We start from the raw sequence: 18704 nt of genomic DNA on the forward strand, positions 1-18704 counted from the left end.
CGATTTACGTTCCACGCTTCCTCCCCACGCTCGGTCGCCCTCACGCAGTTGCGCTTCGCTTCACTCGCCATGACCAGCTTGTGGCGGGACTTGCACCCGCAGGAGTGCGCCCGTGCCGGGCGCACACGGAAAAGGCCCAGATCCGTGAAGATCTGGGCCTTGAATTGGTGCGCCCGGCAGGATTCGAACCCACGACCCCTTGGTTCGTAGCCAAGTACTCTATCCAACTGAGCTACGGGCGCAAGCAAAACGGCAATTATATACAACTGAAAACGCGTCGTTTGGGGCCAGCCATCCCCCAAGAACCCAGGTGCTGATGGCACGGGCCGATGCGCGCCGCAATCCTGTTGTTTCAAGCGGACTGTCAGCCTGGATGGAAGCGACAATGCGCGGCTATGTCCATCGCACGGGTCTTTTCTTTCAGCCTGCTCTTGCTCGCCGCCAGCCGCCTGCTGGGCGTGCTGCGCGACGCCGTGGTCGCCACCCAGTTCGGCCTGAGCGGCCATGCGGATGCGGCGCTCGTGGCCATGTCCTACCCGGACTTCACCGTCTCGCTGCTCTGGGGGGCGGCAGTGCCGGCGGTGATGGTGCCGCGCATGGCCGGACGGGCGCCCGAGGTCATTGCCGCCGAGGCTGCGCGCTGGAGCCGGTTCGCATTGGTGGCCTTTGCCGGCGCCGGGCTCGTGAGCTGGCTGCTGCAGGCACCCATCACCCATTGGCTGGCACCGGGGCTGGTGGGGGTTGACGCCCATCTGGCCGCCCACACCCTGGGGCTGGCGGCTCTGGTGGCCTTGCCGGCCGGTGCGGTCGCCATGGTGGGCGCGGCTGCACTGCAGGCGCAAGGGCGCTTGCAGTGGCAATACGCCGGGCATGTGGTGTTCAATCTGGTGCTCATCGCCGGGCTGGTGCTGGCTGCGCGCTTGCACCAATTCGGCTGGATTGCCGCCGGCATCGCCGCCGCCGCCATCGCCAGGTGGGCGCTGATGCGACGCGTTGCCAACTTGCCACATGCCCCATCGGCAAACTCGCCCTTCTGGCCCGACGCGAGTGGACTGCAGGCCGCCGCACTCGCCCTGGCAGCCTCTGGCCTGACGGTGCTCTACACCCTGGCGGCGCGCGCCTTCGCATCGAGCGCCGGGCCCGGGCGCCTGGGCGTGTTCCATTACGCCCAGCGCGTCGGCGAGTTGCCGCTGCACACCCTGTTCGCCGTGGCTGCAGCGCTCGCCCTGGCCCGTTTGTCGGCGGCAGAAGCTGCTGGAGACGCGGCAGGCGCACGCCTGCGCGGGCGGCAGTGGATGCAGTCCATGCTGCTGCTGGCAGCGCTGCTCGGCGCCTGCGGCATGCTTGCTGCGCCGCTGGGCGTGCGCCTGGTGTTCGGCTGGGGGCATATGAACACGGCCGATCAGGGCGAGGTGGTGCAATCCATGCGCTGGATTCTGGCGCTGTTGCCACTGCAGGCGGCGCAACTGGTGCTGGCGGCGCGGCTCAACAGCCACCGCCGCATCGCCGACCAGGTGTTGGGCTATGGCTGCGGCCTGCTGGCGCTGTTTGCCCTTGGCTGGTGGCTGCCCGACGTCTGGTGGCGGGCATTGGCCGCCTATGGCGCGGCCTATCTGGTGGCCACCGCCGTGCTGTGGCAACGCCTGGGCACCCGCACCGGCGATTTCGAGTTGCGCAACAGCGGCTTGCTGCTGGCCTCCCTGGCGCTGCTGGGCGCCATGGGCTGGCTGCTTGACGCGGCGCCCGCCTCCACCTCCGGCATGCAGCCACTGGCGCTGCCCGCAGTGTTGGCAGGCGCGCTGTTTGCCGCGGGTTTGGCAGTGTTGCTGCGTTGGGACACACTGGGTTCCGAGGTCGGCCGCAAGCTGCTGCGCCGTTACACTCGGCACTGATTCAAACCGCCAATTTTCCACCCCGCATGGACTGGATTCAGATCACCAACAATGCCGAATTCGCAGCCCTGGCCCAGGCTTGTGGCGTGGGCCGCATCATGGTGGATCTGGAGCGGCTGGGCAAGCAGGCGCGCCAAGGCGGACTGGGAACGTTCATTTCCGACCACCGCCCCGAGGACATTGCCCGCGTGCGCGCGGCGGTGCCGAAGGCCGATCTGATCGTGCGCATCAATCCGCTGCATGCCGGCAGCGGCGACGAGATCGGGCAGGCCATCGCGGCCGGAGCCAACACCCTGATGCTGCCGATGTTCGAGCAGCCCGATGCGTTGCAGGCCTTCCTGCGCCACATCGCTGGCCGCGCTCGCGGCATCGCCTTGCTGGAGACCCGGGCGGCGCTGGAATCGCTGCCCGCCTGGGCCACCTTGCCGGGGCTGGATGAAATCTACGTCGGCTTGAACGACTTGCACCGCCAACTCGGCGCGCGCTTCATGTTCGAGCCGCTCGGCAGCGGCGTGGTCGATCGCGTGGCGCAGGCCGCGCATGCCGCCGGCAAGCGCTTTGGCTTCGGCGGCATTGCGCGGCTGGACGAAGGCCTGCTGCCCGGCCGCGTGGTGCTGGCCGAGCATCTGCGCCTGGGTTCCAGCAGCGTGATTCTCTCGCGCACCTTCAATCGCGAAATGGTTGAAGGCGTGCACAAACCCGGGCACGCACAGGCAGGGCTGGCGTGGCAGGGTGTCTACCGCTGCGAAATCGCGCGGTTGCGGCATGCCACGCAAGTGCTGGCCACACGCACGCCGGACGAAGTGGAGAGCGATCGCCTGCTGGCCCGCGACCTGATCGCCAAGGCTGCCGCCATCTTGGGCGAGTCGGCGCCAAGCGCCGCACAGCCCACGCACGCGTCGGCAGCTTGAACACTTGGCCCCCTTGGACCGGGTGCCGCACAGTGCGCCTGCGCACCCAGCGCTGCCACGACATGCACTGACCTCACCATGAAGCGCCTGTTCGACCTCGCCACCGTCCTGCCCGCCGCCTTGCTGCTGGCGCTGCCCATGGCCTTGGTGGCCCTGGCGGTCTGGTTCGACAGCGGCCGTCCGGTGCTGTTCGGCCAGTTGCGCGTGGGGCGCGGCGGCCGCCCCTTCAAGGTGCTGAAATTCCGCAGCATGGTGGTGGATGCCGAGCGCCTGGGGCCGCAGCGCACCGCCAGCGGCGACCCGCGCATCACCCGCGTCGGGCGCATCCTGCGGCGCACCAGCCTGGACGAACTGCCGCAACTCATCAACGTGCTGCGCGGCGACATGAGCCTGGTCGGCCCGCGCCCCGACGTGCCCGCACAAGCGGCCGACTACACACCCGCCGACTGGGCCCTGCGCTGCAGCGTGCGCCCCGGCATCACCGGCCTGGCGCAGGCGTTGTACCGTTCGCGCGCCACGCCCCAGCAACGCCTGCAGGCCGATCTGGACTATGTGCGCCACCACGGCGTGCGGCGCGACCTGTACATCATCTGGCTGACCGCAAGGCAACTGTTTCGGGCCAGCGGCAACTGAGACAGCGCCGCCGCTTCACTGCCTCTTTGTCCGCCCTTGCCCGCTGCCAGTTCCAACGCAACTCGCCCGCGCGCCGCGCAGCGGGCCTTTCCGATCCCGTGTCACCGACAATCCCACTTTTCACTTCGGCTTGAACCATGTGCGGCATCTACGGCTATTTCGACCGCTCCGGCAGCAGCCTTGCAGCGCAGGCGCTGGCGGCGATGGACGCCAGCCTCGTCCACCGCGGGCCGGACGACAGCGGCGTGTTCGAAGCAAAGGGAGTCGCCATCGGCAACCGGCGGCTGTCCATCATCGACATCGCGGGCGGCCATCAGCCCTTCGTCAGCGACGACGGCAAGATCGCGCTGGTGCAGAACGGCGAGATCTTCAACCATGTGGAGCTGCGCGCCGAACTGCAGCGCCAGGGCGTGCGCTTCCACACCGACCACAGCGACACCGAAGTGCTGCTGCGCCTGTACGAGCGCGAAGGTCTGGACTTTCTTCCGCGCCTCAACGGCATGTTCGCCATCGCCATTTTTGATGCGCGCAATCCCGATCTGCCAACCCTGCATCTGGTGCGAGACCGTATTGGCGTCAAACCCTTGTTCGTGCAGGACGACGGCAGCCGTGCGCTTTTCGGCTCCGAGATCAAGGCGCTGCTGGCCGCGCAGCCGGGTAAGCCCACGCTCGACCTGCCCGCGCTGCAGCACTATCTCGCCTACAACTATGTGCCGCCGCCCTTCACCCTGTTTGCGGGCGTTCGGCATGTGATGCCCGGCACCGTGCTCAGCCTCACATCAACCGGCAGCACAACCCGGCGCTGGTGGAGCCTGGCCGAGCAGCAACCTGCCGCACAACACTTCAGCGCCTGGCAGGACAACTTCCTCGCCCTGCTCGACGACGCCGTGCGCCTGCGGCTGCGCGCCGACGTCCCATTCGGCGCGTTTCTCTCCGGCGGGGTCGATTCCAGCACCGTGGTGGCGCTGATGGCGCGGCATATGGGCGCCCCCGCGGCCGGGCCGAGCCCGGCCCCCCCCCCAAGGGAGTCGAGGGAACTTGGGGCGGCCCGGCGTTCCCTCGGGCGCGAGCCGGTGCGCAGCTTCTGCATCGGCTTTCCGGACCCGCGCTTCGACGAGTCGCCCTTCGCCCGCGACGCGGCGCAGCGCTTCGGCGCGACGCACCGCGAGCAGATCGTCCAGCCCGACATGCTGGACGACTGGGCGAATGTGCTGTGGCATTGCGACCAGCCGCACGGCGATGCCTCGTTCATGCCCACGCTGAAGGTGAGCGAACTCGCCGTGCAGGACGTCAAAGTCGTGCTCACCGGCGACGGCGGCGACGAACTCTTCGCCGGGTACGACAAATACGCCGGCTTCATGGCCGACCCCGCCTTGCGCGGCTTGCCCGCCGCCGACTTCGCCCGGCAATACGTCGAGCATACGGGCCTGTTCGGCGCCCAGGCCCGCGCCGCCCTGTTCCAGCCCTGGCTGCGCCGCAAACTGGCCGACGTGGACAGCGTGCGCGACGTGGCCGCGCCCTGGTTCGAGCAGGCTGCGCACTTCGACCGCGTCAACCAGATGCTCTTCCTCGACATGATGTTGCTGCTGCCGGGCAACAACCTGGTCAAGCCGGACCGCATGGGCATGGCCGTGTCGCTGGAGGCGCGCACGCCCTTCCTCGACTGGCGGATGATGGAATTCGCCTTCCGCGCCGAAGGCGGCACCAAGCTGCACAACGGCGACAAGAAGCACTGGTTCAAACGCGCGGTGGAACCCCTCATCGGTGCCGACCTCGCCCACCGCAAAAAGCAGATGTTCACCGTGCCGATCGGCGACTGGTTCCGCGACGCGCGCAAACAATGGCTGCACGACCTGCTGTTCGCCCCAAACGCCTTGGGCGCGCGCCTGTTCGACATGGCACAGGTGCGCAAGCTGTTCGACGACCACGTGTCGGGTGGCGCCAACCACACCCGCGAACTGCGCGCCCTGGCCGCGCTGGAACTGTGGGCGCGGCGCTTCGAGCCGCAGCTTCCAGACTGAGCACGGCGCCCCGATGAACACGACCACAGCCAGCACACCAGCCAGCCCACGCCTTCTCGCCGTGGCCTACGGTGGCGGACATATCGCCATGATGCTGCCGGTGCTCAAGGCGCTGCGCGCGCGCCTGCCGGGTGCGCACATCGACCTGCTGGCCCTCACCACCGCCCGCCGCGCCGCGCTGGACGCGGGCGAAACGCCGCTGGGCTATGCGGATTTGCTGCATCTGCTCTCGCCCGAAGAACAAACACAGGCGCTGGACCTGGGCCGCGCCCTGCAAACCGGCAACACCCACCCCGACATTCCCGAGGCCGAAACCCTGGCCTATCTCGGCATCAACGCCTGGGATTTGCAGCAGCAGCTCGGCGCGGTGGCCGCACAGCAAGTGCTCACGGAAAAAGGCCGTCACGGCTTCTACCCCATCGGTTTTTTCCGCCGCGTCCTCTCGCAGTTCAAACCCGATCTGGTGCTGGCGACCAACTCGCCACGCAGCGAACAGGCGGTGGTCGATGCAGCATCGGAGGCAGGAGTTCCCAGTCTGTCCATGCTAGATCTGTTCGGCCTGGCTGCGCCCCCGGAAGTCCGCGAGCGGACCTCGCCCCCCGAGGGGGAACAAAAGCCTGGGGGCGGCGCGTCGGCTTTCGTCGGCGACGCCTTCGCCGCCCGCACCCGCCACCCCAGCCGCGTCTGCGTGCTGAGTGATGCCGTGCGCGACAACCTCATGCGCGCAGGCTGGGCGCCGGAGATCATCGCCATCACCGGCAACCCGGCGTTCGACGCCCTGCACAGCGCCGCCACGCGCCAAGCCGCCGCCGCATTCCGCGCTCAACTCGGCTGGCAAGACAAAAAGGTGGTGCTGCTTGCCGCCCACCCGGAACCGCGCAGCCATCCCGATACCCGCTGGCCCGAAGGCGACGCGCTGCCGCTGGCGATGGAAGCCGAATTGCGCCGCTGGACGCAGACGCGCCCGGATGCCGCACTCATCGTGCGCCACCATCCCAACCACTGGCACCGCTACCCGCGCCTGCCCGACAGCCCCGAAGTGCATTTCAGCGTGCCCGGCGCAGAGCCCATCGACCCGCTCATCCTCGCTGCCGATGGTGTCGTGGTGCAAACCACCACCGTGGGCCTGCAGGCGGCCAGCGTGGGCATTCCGGTGCTGGCCATGCAATGCTCGCCGGGCGCACTGTCGGCCTTCAGCTTCGCCACCCTGGGCATTGCCCGAGGCGTGGCGGATGTGCCCGACTTGCCAGCCGCCGTCAACGCCGTTCTGGACCACCGCCCCGAACCCACGACCTGGGCGCGACCGACCCTGGCGGCCGATGCGGTGGCGGATGAAGCGCTGGCGCTGCTCGGCAACGCGACGCTCCCGCCATTCCACAAGCCTGCTGCAATCAGCGCACTATAATTTGTACATTCTTTCTGTACAGATTGGATTCGAGTCTTGTCATGACCACCATCATGACCACCATCATGACCACCATCTCACTCACCTCTCTGCGTGACAATCTGCCGTCCCTGGTCCGCCGCGCCCAGCAGGGCGAGCGCATTGCCATCACCGTGCGAGGAAAACCCGTGGCGGAACTCGGCCCCAATCGCACCCAGAATGCACGCGATGCTGCACTGCAACGGCTTGCCGCACAGCGCGGGCGGGTGATCGCAGGCGATGTTCTCGCACCCATGGCCGACGCGTGGAATGCCGATGCCGATCATTTGTGACACGCACGCCCTGCTGTTTTGGGCGGATGCGCCGCAACGACTCGGTCCCAAAGCCCGTCAAACCATGGATGAGGCCGCGGAAAGCGGCGATCTGGCCTGCTGCACCATCAGTCTCTGGGAAATTGCCATGCTGGATGCCCGAGGCAGGCTCAACATCGCCTCAGACAACGTGGCAGGCTATATCGACGACATCATCAGTGCCCTCAACTTGCAGGTCTTGCCAATCACCGCACGCATTGCGCAGCGCACCCAGCACCCGGATCTTTTGCGCAACGATCCAGCCGACCGTCTGATTGCCGCCACCGCGCTGGAATGGCGCGCTCCGCTGATCACCGTGGATGAAAAACTGCATCGGCTTCCCGGCTTGCGCTGCATTTGGTGACCCCATGACCACCATCGCAACCATCTGCGCGCGCGGCGGCAGCAAGGGGCTGCCGGGCAAGAACATCCTGCCCTTCGCGGGCAAGCCGCTCATCGCGCACAGCATTGCCTTCGCGCTGGCGCAGCCGGCCATCTCCGGCGTGTACGTCTCCACCGACGACGCCGAGATCGCCCGCGTTGCGCGCGAGGCTGGCGCGACCGTGCCCTATCTGCGTCCGCCCGAACTGGCGCGGGACGACACGCCGAAACTGCCCGTCATCGAGCATCTCGTCGCACACCTGGAAGCGCAAGGACAGACAGTCGAGCGCATCGTCGATCTGCAACCCACCTCGCCGCTGCGCCGGCGCGAAGACCTGGACGGCTGCCTCGCCCTGGCGGACGCCTCCGACGCTCCCGGCCTCGTGCTCACCGCCTTCGACAGCGGCTTCAACCCCTATTTCAACCTCGTCGAGCAGCAGCCCGGCGGCCACGTGAGCATCAGCAAAGGCCGCGGCCTGGCCGCACGGCAAAGCGCGCCCGCCGTGTGGGCGCTGAATGGCTCCATCTACGTCTGGCGGCGGGCTGCGCTGCGCCATGCGGCCAGCCACGGGCTGTGGAGCGTGAAGGTCGCGGCCCACATCATGCCCGCCGCGCGCTCGGTGGACATCGACACCGCCGACGACTTCGCCCTCGCCGAATGGCACCATGCACGCGAACAAGCGCGCCCATCTTCCTGAATCCGAAGCCATGCCCAACGACCGCGTGTTCATCATTGCCGAAGCCGGCGTCAACCACAACGGCCGGCTCGACCTCGCCCTGCAACTGGTGGACGCCGCCCACGCCGCCGGGGCCGACGCGGTCAAGTTCCAGACCTTCCGCGCCGAGGACCTGGCCCTGCCTGGCACCGCCACCGCCGCCTATCAGCAAGGCAATACCGGCGAGACCGACCAGCTCGCCATGCTGCGCAAGCTCGAACTCAGCGCGGAGCAACATCGGGCCGTGGCCGCGCATTGCGCGCGGGTGGGCATCGAATTCATGTCCACGCCGTTTTCGGAAAACGCGGTGGATCTGCTCACCAGCCTGAACGTGCGGCGGCTGAAAATCTCCTCGGGCGAAATCGTCAATCGCCCGCTGCTGGAGAAAGCCGCAGCCAGCGGCCTGCCGCTCATCCTCTCCACCGGCATGGCCGATCTGGGCGAGGCGCAGCAAGCGGTGCGCTGGGTGCGCGCCGTATGGGAACAACGCGGAACGCCCCAGGCCGCCGCACCGATGCAAGCGCCGCTGGTGCTGCTGCACTGCACCTCCGCCTACCCCGCGCCCGACGCCGCGCTCAACCTGCGCGCCCTGCGCACTTTGGCCGACGCCACCGGCCTGCCCGTCGGCTATTCCGACCACAGCCTGGGCAACGCCGCCGCGCTCGCCGCCGTGGCGATGGGTGCCGGCGTGGTGGAAAAGCACATCACCCTCGACCGCAAGCTGCCCGGCCCCGATCACCAGGCATCGAGCGAGTTGCCCGAGTTCACCGCCCTGGTGCAAGACATCCGCCGCATCGAAGCCATGCTGGGCGATGGCGTGAAAGCGCCGCGCCCGGATGAGCTCGAAGTGCGCGCCGTCGCCCGCCGCAGCGTGGTGCTGGCCGCAGCGTTGTCCGCCGGCACGATGCTCCAGCGCGGCCACCTGCAACTGCGCCGCCCCGCCAGCGGCATTGCCGCAGCGGAACTCGACGCCGTCATTGGCAAACGCCTGCGCGCCGACACCGCCGCAGGCCGTGCCTTGCAATGGGCCGATCTGGCATGACCCGCCGCATTCTTTACCTGAGCGGCACCCGCGCCGACTTCGGCTTGATGCAGCACAGCCTGCGCACCGCCGCCGCGCATCCGGCGCTCGATGTCGCCGTGGCCGTCACCGGCATGCACTTGCACCCGGACTACGGCCACACGGTCGATGAGATCGCCGCCAGCGGCTTGGCGCTGGCCGCGCGCATTCCCAGCGACGTGCAGGCGCGCGACCGCAGCGGCATGGCGCGCGCCGTCGGCCAAACCCTGCTGGGCCTGGTCGACGTGCTCGCCGCCGAGCGCCCCGACGCCCTGCTGCTGCTGGGCGACCGCGGCGAGATGCTGGCCGGGGCCACCGCCGCGCTGCATCTGGGCGTGCCCGCCATTCACATTCATGGCGGCGAGCGTTCGGGCACGGTGGACGAGCCGATGCGCCATGCCATCAGCAAACTCGCAGCGCTGCATTTCTGCGCCACCACGGAATCGCGCGAACGGCTGATTGCCATGGGTGAAGAGCCGCGGCGGGTGCATGTGGTCGGCGCGCCGGGGCTGGACGATCTGGGCGCCGCGCTCACCGCGCCGCGCGCCAGCGCACTCGATGCACTCGGTCTGGAGGCTGGTCGCCCCTACGCTCTGGCCGTGTTCCACCCCGTCGTGCAAGAGGCCGAAGACGCCGCCCAGCAAACCGGGGCGCTGCTGGAGGGTCTGCGCGCTGCCGGTGCAGGCACGGACTTCGACGTCATCTGGCTCGCGCCCAATGCCGACGCCGGCTCGGGCCACATCGTGCAGGCGCTCGAAGCGCAACGCTGGCCGGGGCTCAAGCGCATCACCCATCTGCCGCGCCCGGCGTATCTGGCCGCACTGCGCCATGCCGCCGTGCTGGCCGGCAATTCCTCCTCGGGCATCATCGAAGCCGCCAGCTTCGGCACGCCGGTGGTCAACGTCGGCACGCGGCAGAACCTGCGCGAGCGCAACGCCAACACCGCCGACGTTCCCGTCGAAGCCGCCTCCATCGCCACCGCCGTGCGGACTTCCATCGCTCACGGCCCCTGGCCGCCGCACAATGTCTATGGCGACGGCCAGACTGCCGCGCGCATCGCCCATCTGCTCGCCACCCTGCCCTTGTCCGCCGACCTGCTGCACAAGGTCAACCGCTACTGAATGTCCATGTCCGCCCCATCCGACAAGCCCCTGTTGATCGTCTTCGGTGCCGGCGGGCATGGCCGCGTCGCTGCCGATGCTGCGCTGTGCAGCGGCGCGTTTCGCGGCGTGGTGGCAAGCGACCGCAACCCCGCCGCCTGGGGCACCGCGCTGCTGCCCGGCGTGCCCGTGCTCGCGCCCGAAGCCCTGGCCGGTCTGCCCACGCCGCTGGCCCTGCATGTGGCCATCGGCAACAACCCGGTGCGGCGGCAAGAGACCGACCAACTCCGCGCCGGGTTGCCGCAAGCCACGCTTTCCACCATCGTTCACCCCCACGCCAGCGTGGCGGTTACGGCGCGCATCGCCCCCGGCTGTCTCATCACCGCGCAATGCGTGATCGGGCCGCTGGCCGAGCTGGGCGCAGGCGTCATCGTCAACCACGGTGCCGTGGTCGATCACGACTGTCGCATCGCCGCCTGGGCCCACATCGCCCCCGGCGTCAAACTCGGCGGCGCGGTGCGGGTGGGCGAAGCCGCATTGGTCGGCGCGGGCAGCACCGTGCTGCGCAATCTGCACGTCGGCCGCAACGCCACGCTGGGCGCCGGCGCCGTGCTGCTGCAGGACCTGCCCGAGGGCCAGGCCTGGGCGGGAGTGCCCGCCCGCCCGCTTCAAGGTGCTTCCGCATGAAACCCGAATCCTTCACCCGGCTTTGCATCCACCCGAACGCCAGTCTGCATGACGCCCTGGCGCGGCTCGACGCCACCGCGCAAGGCATCCTGCTCGTCACCGATGGCACTGATGGCGCAACTGGCCGCCTGCTGCGCACCGTGACCGACGGCGACCTGCGCCGTGCCGCGCTGGCGGGGGTGGAGGCCGCATCGCCACTGTCGGTGCTGCCCTCGCATCCGCCGCTCACGGTCGGGCTGCAGGCCTGCCAGCGCGACGTGCTGGCGTTGATGGACGCGCATCGCATCGACCATGTTCCGGTGGTGGACGCGGCAGGCCGCGCGGTCGACCTCATCACGCGGCGCGAGTTGTCGCAGCGCGTCTATCTGTCCTCGCCGCATCTGGGCGAGGATGAAGCCGGGCTGGTGCAGGAGGCCTTCAGCAGCAACTGGATCGCCCCGCTCGGCCCCCATGTCGACGGCTTCGAGCAGGAACTCGCCGCGCTGGTGGGTGTGCAACACGCGGCGGCCACCAGTTCGGGCACGGCGGCTCTCCATCTCGGGCTGCGGCTGCTGGGTGTCGGGCCGGGGGATGTGGTGTTGTGCTCCAGCCTCACGTTCGTGGCCAGCGCCAACCCCATCAAGCAACTCGGCGCCACGCCGGTGTTCATCGACTCGGAGCCCGAGAGCTGGAACATGTCGCCGCAGGCGCTGGCGGCGGCGCTGGCCGCGCTGCGCGCCGAAGGCATCACGCCGAAAGCCGCCGTGGTCGTCAACCTCTACGGCCAGAGCGCCGAGATGCGCGCGCTGCTGCCGCTGCTGCAGGCCGCCGGCGTGCCCATGCTGGAAGACGCTGCCGAATCGCTGGGCGCGAGCTACCACGGCCAGCCCAGCGGCAGCTTCGGCCGGCTTGCGGTGTTCTCCTTCAACGGCAACAAGATCATCACCACTTCGGGCGGCGGCATGCTGGTGAGCAATGACGCCGCGCTCATCGCCCACGCCCGCGCCCTCTCCACCCAGGCGCGCGAACCGGCGCGGCATTACGAGCATGTGGAAGACGGCTACAACTACCGCCTGAGCAATGTGCTCGCGGGCATCGGCCGCGGCCAGTTGCGTGTGCTGGAGCAGCGGGTGCAAAGCCGCCGCGCCGTGTTCGAACAATACCGGCGGGCGCTGGCGGGCGTGCCGGGCCTGCGCTGGATGGCCGAGCCCGAAGGCCACCGCTCCACCCGTTGGCTCTCGGCCTTCGTACTCGAAGGCGAAGGCGCCCAGGCGCGCCGCGATGCCCTGCTCGACTTCCTGGAGCGCCACAACGTCGAAGCCCGCCCGGTGTGGAAGCCCATGCACCTGCAGCCGCTGTACGCCGGCTGCCGCTACTTCCCGCATGCGCCGGCTCAAGGAAACGCCGGACCGCCCCGCGTTTCCTTGCCCCTCTCGGGGGACGGGCCGGCTGGCCGGCCCTGGGGGCCCACACACGACGCGAGCCGCGCCCTGTTCGAAGGCGGCGTTTGCCTGCCCTCGGGCTCGAACATGAGCGCGGCGCAGCGCGGGCGGGTGTGCGAGCTGGTGGCGCGCGGCTTGGAGCTGATGGTGCAGACGGCATGAAACTCAGGCGCCGCACCACCAGCCGCATCGGCTGGCTTCCTCCCTTGAACGACGCGGCCGTGGTGGCACTGGCCTGGCTCGCGTCCTTCGCCTTTCGCTTCAGCCTGTTCAGCAACAACGCGCCCGCCAATATCGTGCGCATCGTCGCCGTCAGCCTGCCGCTGGCGGTTGTGGTGTGGGGCGGCTGCCTGCTGGCCTTCGGCGCGTATCGCACGCCGTGGCGCCACGCCAGCCTGCCGGACGTGCGCCGCCTGGCCACGGCCTCGGGGGTTGCCGCGCTGGCGCTGGCGGCGGCGCTGCTGGTCATACGCCTGCCCAATTTTCCGCGCTCCATCGTCTTCATCCACCCGCTGCTGGCGGGTGCCGGCTTGCTCGCCCTGCGCCTGCTGGCGCGCATGCGCGCCGAGCGCAGCAGCCTGGGCGCGCTGCGCGCGAGCGCCCAGCCGCTGCTGGTGCTGGGCAGCCTGGACGACGCCGCCACCGTGCTGCAAACCCTGCGTGCCAGCCAGCAATGGCGGGCCGTGGCCATCTACAGCCCAACGCCCTCGGAAGCCGGCCGCAGCCTGCAGGGCATGGACGTGCTCGGGCCGCCGCTGAAGCTGGGCACCGCCGCGCGGCAGCTGGGCGTGAACCACGCCCTGGTGGCTGGCGCCGCAGGTTCATCCGCCCGCCGCCTGCTGCTGGAGCAGGCCAGCGACGCGCGCCTCGCCCTGCTCACCCTGCCGCGCGCCGACGACTGGCTGCAAGCCGGGGCCGGGGCCCCCGCGGCCGGCCCGCGCACCCTGGAGCTCGACGACCTGCTGGGACGCGAAGCCGTGCAGCTCGACGTGCGCGGCCTGTCGGAGCTGCTGGCCGGGCGCTGCGCCCTGGTCACGGGTGCCGGCGGCTCCATCGGCTCGGAACTGTGCCGCCAGCTCGCCCGCTTCGGCGTGGGCAAGCTGGTGTGCGTCGATGTGTCCGAGTTCGCCATCTACCAGTTGGAGCAGGAGCTCAAGGCCCGCCACCCGGAGCTGCCGGTGGTCTACCTCACCGCCAATGTGCGCGAGGCCGAGCGCCTGCGTTTGTTGTTTGCCGCCCACCGGCCGGCCGTGGTGTTCCACGCCGCGGCCTACAAGCATGTGCCGCTGATGGAGGGCGACAACGCGATCGAAGCGGTACGCACCAATGTGCTGGGCACGCTGCACGCCGCGCGCGCCGCAGCCGCCTGCGGCGCGCAGCGCTTCGTGCTCATCTCCACCGACAAGGCCGTGAACCCCACCAATGTGATGGGCGCGAGCAAGCGCCTGGCCGAGCGTGCCTTGCAGGCCGTGGCCAAGCAGCACCCGGGCACGCGCATGGTGGCCGTGCGCTTCGGCAATGTGCTGGGCTCCAGCGGCAGCGTGGTGCCGCGCTTCACGCAGCAAATCGCCGCCGGCGGGCCGGTCACGGTGACGCACCCGGACATCGTGCGGTTTTTCATGACCATTCCCGAAGCCGCGCAACTCGTGCTGCAGGCCGGGCTGATGGGCGAGAGCGGCGAAATCTATGTGCTCGACATGGGCGAGCCGGTGAAGATCGTCGAACTCGCGCTGCTCATGATTCGCCTCTCCGGCAAGAGCGAAGACGAAGTGCCGGTGGTGTTCACCGGCCTGCGTCCTGGCGAAAAACTATTCGAGGAATTGCTGGCCGACGACGAAACCACCTTGCCCACGCCCCACCCCAAACTGCGCGTGGCGCGGCATGGCGACGCCGATGCCGGCACCCTCGACCTGAACGCGCTGGTCGCCTGCATCGCCACGCCCAATACGGCCCAGGCACGCCAGGAAAACCCGCGCCGCGCCCAAGCTTCCACATCCTCCTCGGGGGGCGATTCCTTGCCGAGCGGCGGCCCTGGGGCCACGCCCACTGCAGAGCCCGATGCCGCCCAGGTCAAGGCCCTGCTGGCTGCGCTGGTGCCCGAATATCGGGCCCAAGTCGAAGTGCAAGCCCAAGTCCAGCTCCAGAACCCCACCAGCCCTTCCCGGCCCACGCCATGAACCCACCCATCCTCATCGCCCGTGACGTCGACAAATGCTTCGAGGGCGGGCCGCAGACGGTCGAAGTTCTGGCCGGCGCCAGCCTGCAGGTGCAGGCAGCCCAATCGCTGGCCATCACCGGCGCCTCCGGCTCGGGCAAGAGCACGCTGCTGCATGTGCTCGGCGGGCTGGACCGGGCCGACGCCGGCAGCATCCAGGTGTGTGGCCGCGACTGGGCGGCGATGAACGCCGCCGAGCAAGGCGCCTGGCGCAACCGCTGCGTCGGCTTCGTCTACCAGTTCCATCATCTGCTGCCGGAATTCACCGCGCTGGACAACGTCATGATGCCGCTGCGCATCCGCCGCGAAGCCGCCGCATCGGCGCAGGCCAAGGCCAGCGAGATGCTGGAGCATGTGGGCCTGGGGTCGCGCATCCACCACAAGCCGGGCGAGCTGTCCGGCGGCGAGCGCCAGCGCGTGGCCGTGGCGCGCGCCCTGGTCACCCGCCCCGCCCTGCTGCTGGCCGACGAGCCCACCGGCAACCTCGACACCGACGCGGCCCAGGTGATTTTCGACCTGCTGGCGCATATCACCCGCGAACACGGCACCGCCATGGTGCTGGTGACCCACGACCCGGAACTGGCCAAGCGCTGCGACAGCGTGCTGCACCTGAGCAAAGGAACCTTGCGGGCGCCGGAACCGCGGCGGGAACAGCCGCTGGAAGCTTGAGCGCCCTGCTCCGCCTCGGGCCGGGCCCGCTCGGGGCCTCGGTGCCTCAGGCGCGCAGGCTGCGGAGATAGTCGCCCGCGGTGCGCAGGAAGTGGTCGAGGGCCGACTGGATCATGCTGCTGTCGGCATTCCTTCCGGCTTCCAGCCAGTCATGGAACATGGCGTGCAGTTCCTGGTGGGCGAGGACGAGCGGGCTGTCGTGCGGCAGACCGCTTTGCCGCAGCCACTGGCAGATCGCGCACTGCTCCTGCGGATGGCTGATGGACAGGTCCGGAGTCTGTACCGATTGGCGCGACGCCAGCAGCAGGTCCACGTCCAGCCCCACCAGCATGTCGGCAATGCGCGTGAGCAAGCCCGGCTCGCTCGGCCGCATGCGCTGCGACCAGCTCTGCAGCCACGGACCGAAGTCCGAAGCGGGCATGGGCCGGGCAATGCCGTAGCCCTGCGCCTGCGGCACGCGCAGGGCGCGCAGGGCCTCGACGATGTCTTCGGTCTCGGCGCCCTCGGCGACGAAATCCACCCCCAGGCCGCGCGCCAGCTGCGTCAGGCTCTGCACGAAGCGCAAATCCTGCGGCCGCTCGGCCAGGCCGCGGATGAAGCCCTGGTCGAGCTTGATGATGTCGATCGGCAGCTCTTTCATGCGCAGCAGCGAGGAGTAGGCACTGCCGACGTCGTCCAGCGCGATGCGGCACCCCACGGCGCGCAGCTCCGACAACGCTTGCTGCGCCGTGTCGAGCGAAAGAAAGTCGCTGTGCTCCAGAATTTCGAGCACGATGCGCCTGGCCGAAAAGCTCGCGGTGGCGACGACGTCGTTCACCAGGGCCAGCGCCTCGCCCGAGGCCAGCATGCCGGGGTCCATGTTCACCGCAATGCTCAGCTCGGCGCCCCAGTCGCGCTGCCATTGCTGGGCGTCGGTCACGGCCTGGCGCAACACCTGGCCGGTCAGGGCGACGAGGCCATCGCGGCCGAGCTGATGAATGAAATCCAGCGGCGGAATGAGCTTGCCGTTGCCGTCATCCAGCCGCGCCAGCGCTTCCATCTCCGTTACCCGCCCGCTCGTCAGGTCGACCACGGGCTGGTAGTGCACGCGCAGGCCGCCCTCGGCGAAGCGGTCACGCACCAGACGCAGGTGGTTGAAGTGGTCGCGATCGGTGGCGGGCTGGTAGACGCGCCAGAACGGAGCACTGGCACTACGCGACTGCTGCTTGATGGCATAGAGCGCCTGGTCGGCGTGGCGCAGCAACTCGTCGGGCTCGCTGGTGTCGTCGGGGTAGATGGTGAAACCCAGGCTGGCGCGCACATGCACCACGCGCTCGCCGCCGGGCAGCGCCACGGGCAGGTCCACCGCGCGGCGAATGCGGCTCAGCATCGGCTCCAGGTCGTCGCGCGTGGCCATGCCCTGCAACACCAGCGCGATCTCGTCGCCACCCAGGCGGGCCACGGTGTCGCTGGAGCGCACCGCCTCCACCAGGCGCGCCGCCACGGTGCGCAGCAGGCCATCCCCGGCGGCATGGCCGTAGTTGTCGTTGATCTGCTTGAAATCGTCGAAGTCCAGAATGCCGACCGCGACGAATCCGCCCTGCACGTCCACCTGCGACAGCGCCTCCTCCAGCCGCAGGCGCAGGCCGCGGCGGTTGAGCAGGCCAGTGAGCGGATCGTGCTCCGCCAGCCAGGAGATATGCCGGTGCTCCTGCTGCAGCCGGCGGCGCAGGTCGAAGGCGTCGAGCCCGTGGCCGACGAGCACGGCCACCCGCTCCAGCAACTCCACCACCTGCGGGGTGAACACGCCAACCCGATCGGACACGACGCCGAGCAGGGCCCAGCGATGCCCGCCGCGCAGGATCGGGGAGATGGCCACCGAGCGTACCCCGGCCTCGCGCATCTCCTCGCGGTACATCGTGAAGGCGGAATCATTCAGGTAGTCGTTGCTGAACTGCAGGCGCTTGCTGTTCCAGACCCGCGCCGCCAGGCTCTGGCCTGCCTGTTCGCCCTCCACCTTGGGGCGGTACCAGGTCTCGCTGATCTGGGTCCGCCCGGCCTGGGCCAGCAGGTCGATATCGCCTTGCGGCCCGGCGCGGCCCACCAGAGCCGCGCTGAACAGGTCGCTTGCGCTCAGGCGCTCGCAAGCCTGCTGCAACATTTCGGACAGATCGGTTGCGCTCAGCACCAGTTCTTCCTCGGCCAGCAAGGCACGGTACAGGCCCTGCGTGCTCGCGTTCTCGGCTTCCAGCGCGTGGCGGGCGCTCACGTCGTTCATCAGGCCGACGACATGGGTGATCGTTCCGGCTTCGCCGCGCACCGGGGCCAGGCTCATCTCATTCCAGAACACGCCGCCATCGGCCCGGACGTTGCGCAACTCCACGCTGCAACTGCGGCCCTCGCGCAGCGCCGCGCGCACTTCCGCCAAGGCCGGCTGATCGCGCTCGCCTCCTTGCAGAAACCGGCAGTTGCGTCCCAGCGCCTGCGCCGCGGTGTAGCCGGTGATGCGCTCGAAGGCCGGATTCACATACACCAGCGGATAGTCGGGCGCTTGGGCGTCGGCCACGCACATGCCGGCTTCGCTGGCCTCGATCGCGGCCTTGAGCATTTGCAGCGACTGCCCCTGCTCGCGCAACTGGCGCATCAGGCGCATGCGCCCGAGTTTCAGCCCCAGCACGGCGTGCAGATGCCAGACCAGGCGCTGATTGTGGACTTGCTCGAAAAAACCAAGTTTGCGGCTGTACATCGCCAGCAGATCGCGCCGGCCGTCTATGCCCTGCATCGGCAAGATCGCGCCTCCACGCCAGCCGGCCTGCTCGCCAGCGTCGCGCCATGCCGCGGTGCGCGGGTCGGTCGCCCACTCGGTCACGATTTGCGGCATGCCGGTCGTCCATGCCAGAGCCGTAGGCCCTTGCTCATGCACCTCGCTATCGAAACCGATGGCAACACCAGCCAGGTAGGCCGCCATGCCGACGCCGTCAACCGCGTCGAAAACCAGTTCGCCATCGGGTCCGCGATGCCCGAGCCACACGGCGTCCAGCCCAGCACGGTGCAACAAAAATTCCAGCAGTTCGGGATAAAGAACCGACTCCTGGTCGACCGACAACAGCAGCAAGTCCAGTTCCGTCGCCACATTGGCGTGGGCAAGCGCTTCCAACGTCGCCTCCGCCTGCGATGTGGATCTCCTGCCTTCGTCCGTCAGATCGGCGTCAGATTCGGTTTTTTGCATGGCTTCAGAGCATACCGGCAAACACCGCTATACCGATGTCTTGATCGGGAACCCAT

Annotated in this window: 15 protein-coding genes and 1 tRNA gene; 14 read left to right on the forward strand and 2 right to left on the reverse strand. The window is 69.1% G+C overall.

Annotated elements, in window-relative coordinates:
- Window positions 1-165: 165 nt before the first annotated feature.
- Window positions 166-242 (reverse strand) — tRNA-Arg (locus ACYCUK_RS15980).
- A gap of 153 nt (window positions 243-395) precedes the next feature.
- Between ACYCUK_RS15980 and ACYCUK_RS15985 the strand changes: the two genes are divergently transcribed.
- The 14 genes from ACYCUK_RS15985 to ACYCUK_RS16050 all read left to right on the forward strand — a co-directional run bounded on the left by ACYCUK_RS15985 (window position 396) and on the right by ACYCUK_RS16050 (window position 15440).
- Window positions 396-1892, forward strand: coding sequence for a lipid II flippase MurJ (locus tag ACYCUK_RS15985; protein ID WP_461595684.1), 1497 nt, complete (start codon window positions 396-398; stop codon window positions 1890-1892).
- Between the two features lie 26 nt (window positions 1893-1918).
- Complete coding sequence (locus ACYCUK_RS15990) at window positions 1919-2803, forward strand: aldolase/citrate lyase family protein (protein ID WP_461595685.1); 885 nt, start codon at window positions 1919-1921, stop codon at window positions 2801-2803.
- Window positions 2804-2881: 78 nt separating this feature from the next.
- Window positions 2882-3436 (forward strand): sugar transferase, encoded by a 555-nt coding sequence (locus ACYCUK_RS15995; RefSeq protein WP_461595686.1) that lies wholly within the window; start codon window positions 2882-2884, stop codon window positions 3434-3436.
- Window positions 3437-3573: 137 nt separating this feature from the next.
- Window positions 3574-5457, forward strand: coding sequence for an asparagine synthase (glutamine-hydrolyzing) (gene asnB, locus ACYCUK_RS16000; protein WP_461595687.1), 1884 nt, complete (start codon window positions 3574-3576; stop codon window positions 5455-5457).
- A gap of 13 nt (window positions 5458-5470) precedes the next feature.
- A complete protein-coding gene (locus tag ACYCUK_RS16005; RefSeq protein ID WP_461595688.1) occupies window positions 5471-6862 on the forward strand; it encodes a UDP-glycosyltransferase in 1392 nt (463 codons plus the stop codon).
- A gap of 41 nt (window positions 6863-6903) precedes the next feature.
- Window positions 6904-7173, forward strand: a complete 270-nt coding sequence (locus tag ACYCUK_RS16010) for a type II toxin-antitoxin system Phd/YefM family antitoxin (RefSeq protein WP_461595689.1) — start codon at window positions 6904-6906, stop codon at window positions 7171-7173.
- Window positions 7157-7555: a type II toxin-antitoxin system VapC family toxin gene (locus ACYCUK_RS16015; protein ID WP_461595690.1), complete on the forward strand. Its 399-nt coding sequence runs from the start codon at window positions 7157-7159 to the stop codon at window positions 7553-7555. Before ACYCUK_RS16010 ends, ACYCUK_RS16015 begins: the two co-directional genes overlap by 17 nt.
- Window positions 7556-7559: 4 nt before the next feature.
- Window positions 7560-8270 (forward strand): acylneuraminate cytidylyltransferase family protein, encoded by a 711-nt coding sequence (locus ACYCUK_RS16020; protein ID WP_461595691.1) that lies wholly within the window; start codon window positions 7560-7562, stop codon window positions 8268-8270.
- Window positions 8239-9330, forward strand: a complete 1092-nt coding sequence (gene neuB, locus ACYCUK_RS16025) for an N-acetylneuraminate synthase (protein ID WP_461595692.1) — start codon at window positions 8239-8241, stop codon at window positions 9328-9330. Before ACYCUK_RS16020 ends, neuB begins: the two co-directional genes overlap by 32 nt.
- Entirely contained in the window at window positions 9327-10469 is a 1143-nt protein-coding gene (gene neuC, locus ACYCUK_RS16030; protein WP_461595693.1) for a UDP-N-acetylglucosamine 2-epimerase, read from the forward strand. Before neuB ends, neuC begins: the two co-directional genes overlap by 4 nt.
- Before the next feature lie 6 nt (window positions 10470-10475).
- Window positions 10476-11135: an acetyltransferase gene (locus ACYCUK_RS16035; RefSeq protein ID WP_461595694.1), complete on the forward strand. Its 660-nt coding sequence runs from the start codon at window positions 10476-10478 to the stop codon at window positions 11133-11135.
- A complete protein-coding gene (locus ACYCUK_RS16040) occupies window positions 11132-12718 on the forward strand; it encodes an aminotransferase class I/II-fold pyridoxal phosphate-dependent enzyme (RefSeq protein WP_461595695.1) in 1587 nt (528 codons plus the stop codon). The genes ACYCUK_RS16035 and ACYCUK_RS16040 overlap by 4 nt, the downstream gene beginning before the upstream one ends.
- A complete protein-coding gene (locus ACYCUK_RS16045; protein ID WP_461595696.1) occupies window positions 12715-14733 on the forward strand; it encodes a UDP-N-acetylglucosamine 4,6-dehydratase family protein in 2019 nt (672 codons plus the stop codon). The genes ACYCUK_RS16040 and ACYCUK_RS16045 overlap by 4 nt, the downstream gene beginning before the upstream one ends.
- On the forward strand, window positions 14730-15440 hold the full coding sequence (locus ACYCUK_RS16050) for an ABC transporter ATP-binding protein (protein WP_461595697.1): 711 nt from the start codon (window positions 14730-14732) through the stop codon (window positions 15438-15440). Before ACYCUK_RS16045 ends, ACYCUK_RS16050 begins: the two co-directional genes overlap by 4 nt.
- Before the next feature lie 46 nt (window positions 15441-15486).
- On the opposite strand, the gene ACYCUK_RS16055 is transcribed toward ACYCUK_RS16050, so the two are convergent.
- Window positions 15487-18648, reverse strand: coding sequence for a sensor domain-containing protein (locus ACYCUK_RS16055; RefSeq protein ID WP_461595698.1), 3162 nt, complete (start codon window positions 18646-18648; stop codon window positions 15487-15489).
- Window positions 18649-18704: the final 56 nt, after the last annotated feature.

It is taken from the genome of Thiomonas sp. (assembly GCF_054608695.1).

What these genes read in the sequence shown, in the direction of transcription:
- ACYCUK_RS15985 (WP_461595684.1), top strand. Translation starts at nt 396, where the DNA reads ATGTCCATCGCACGGGTCTTTTCTTTCAGCCTGCTCTTGCTCGCCGCC.
- ACYCUK_RS15990 (WP_461595685.1), top strand. Translation starts at nt 1,919, where the DNA reads ATGGACTGGATTCAGATCACCAACAATGCCGAATTCGCAGCCCTGGCC.
- ACYCUK_RS15995 (WP_461595686.1), top strand. Translation starts at nt 2,882, where the DNA reads ATGAAGCGCCTGTTCGACCTCGCCACCGTCCTGCCCGCCGCCTTGCTG.
- asnB (WP_461595687.1), top strand. Translation starts at nt 3,574, where the DNA reads ATGTGCGGCATCTACGGCTATTTCGACCGCTCCGGCAGCAGCCTTGCA.
- ACYCUK_RS16005 (WP_461595688.1), top strand. Translation starts at nt 5,471, where the DNA reads ATGAACACGACCACAGCCAGCACACCAGCCAGCCCACGCCTTCTCGCC.
- ACYCUK_RS16010 (WP_461595689.1), top strand. Translation starts at nt 6,904, where the DNA reads ATGACCACCATCATGACCACCATCATGACCACCATCTCACTCACCTCT.
- ACYCUK_RS16015 (WP_461595690.1), top strand. Translation starts at nt 7,157, where the DNA reads ATGCCGATCATTTGTGACACGCACGCCCTGCTGTTTTGGGCGGATGCG.
- ACYCUK_RS16020 (WP_461595691.1), top strand. Translation starts at nt 7,560, where the DNA reads ATGACCACCATCGCAACCATCTGCGCGCGCGGCGGCAGCAAGGGGCTG.
- neuB (WP_461595692.1), top strand. Translation starts at nt 8,239, where the DNA reads ATGCACGCGAACAAGCGCGCCCATCTTCCTGAATCCGAAGCCATGCCC.
- neuC (WP_461595693.1), top strand. Translation starts at nt 9,327, where the DNA reads ATGACCCGCCGCATTCTTTACCTGAGCGGCACCCGCGCCGACTTCGGC.
- ACYCUK_RS16035 (WP_461595694.1), top strand. Translation starts at nt 10,476, where the DNA reads ATGTCCGCCCCATCCGACAAGCCCCTGTTGATCGTCTTCGGTGCCGGC.
- ACYCUK_RS16040 (WP_461595695.1), top strand. Translation starts at nt 11,132, where the DNA reads ATGAAACCCGAATCCTTCACCCGGCTTTGCATCCACCCGAACGCCAGT.
- ACYCUK_RS16045 (WP_461595696.1), top strand. Translation starts at nt 12,715, where the DNA reads ATGAAACTCAGGCGCCGCACCACCAGCCGCATCGGCTGGCTTCCTCCC.
- ACYCUK_RS16050 (WP_461595697.1), top strand. Translation starts at nt 14,730, where the DNA reads ATGAACCCACCCATCCTCATCGCCCGTGACGTCGACAAATGCTTCGAG.
- ACYCUK_RS16055 (WP_461595698.1), bottom strand. Translation starts at nt 18,648, where the DNA reads ATGCAAAAAACCGAATCTGACGCCGATCTGACGGACGAAGGCAGGAGA.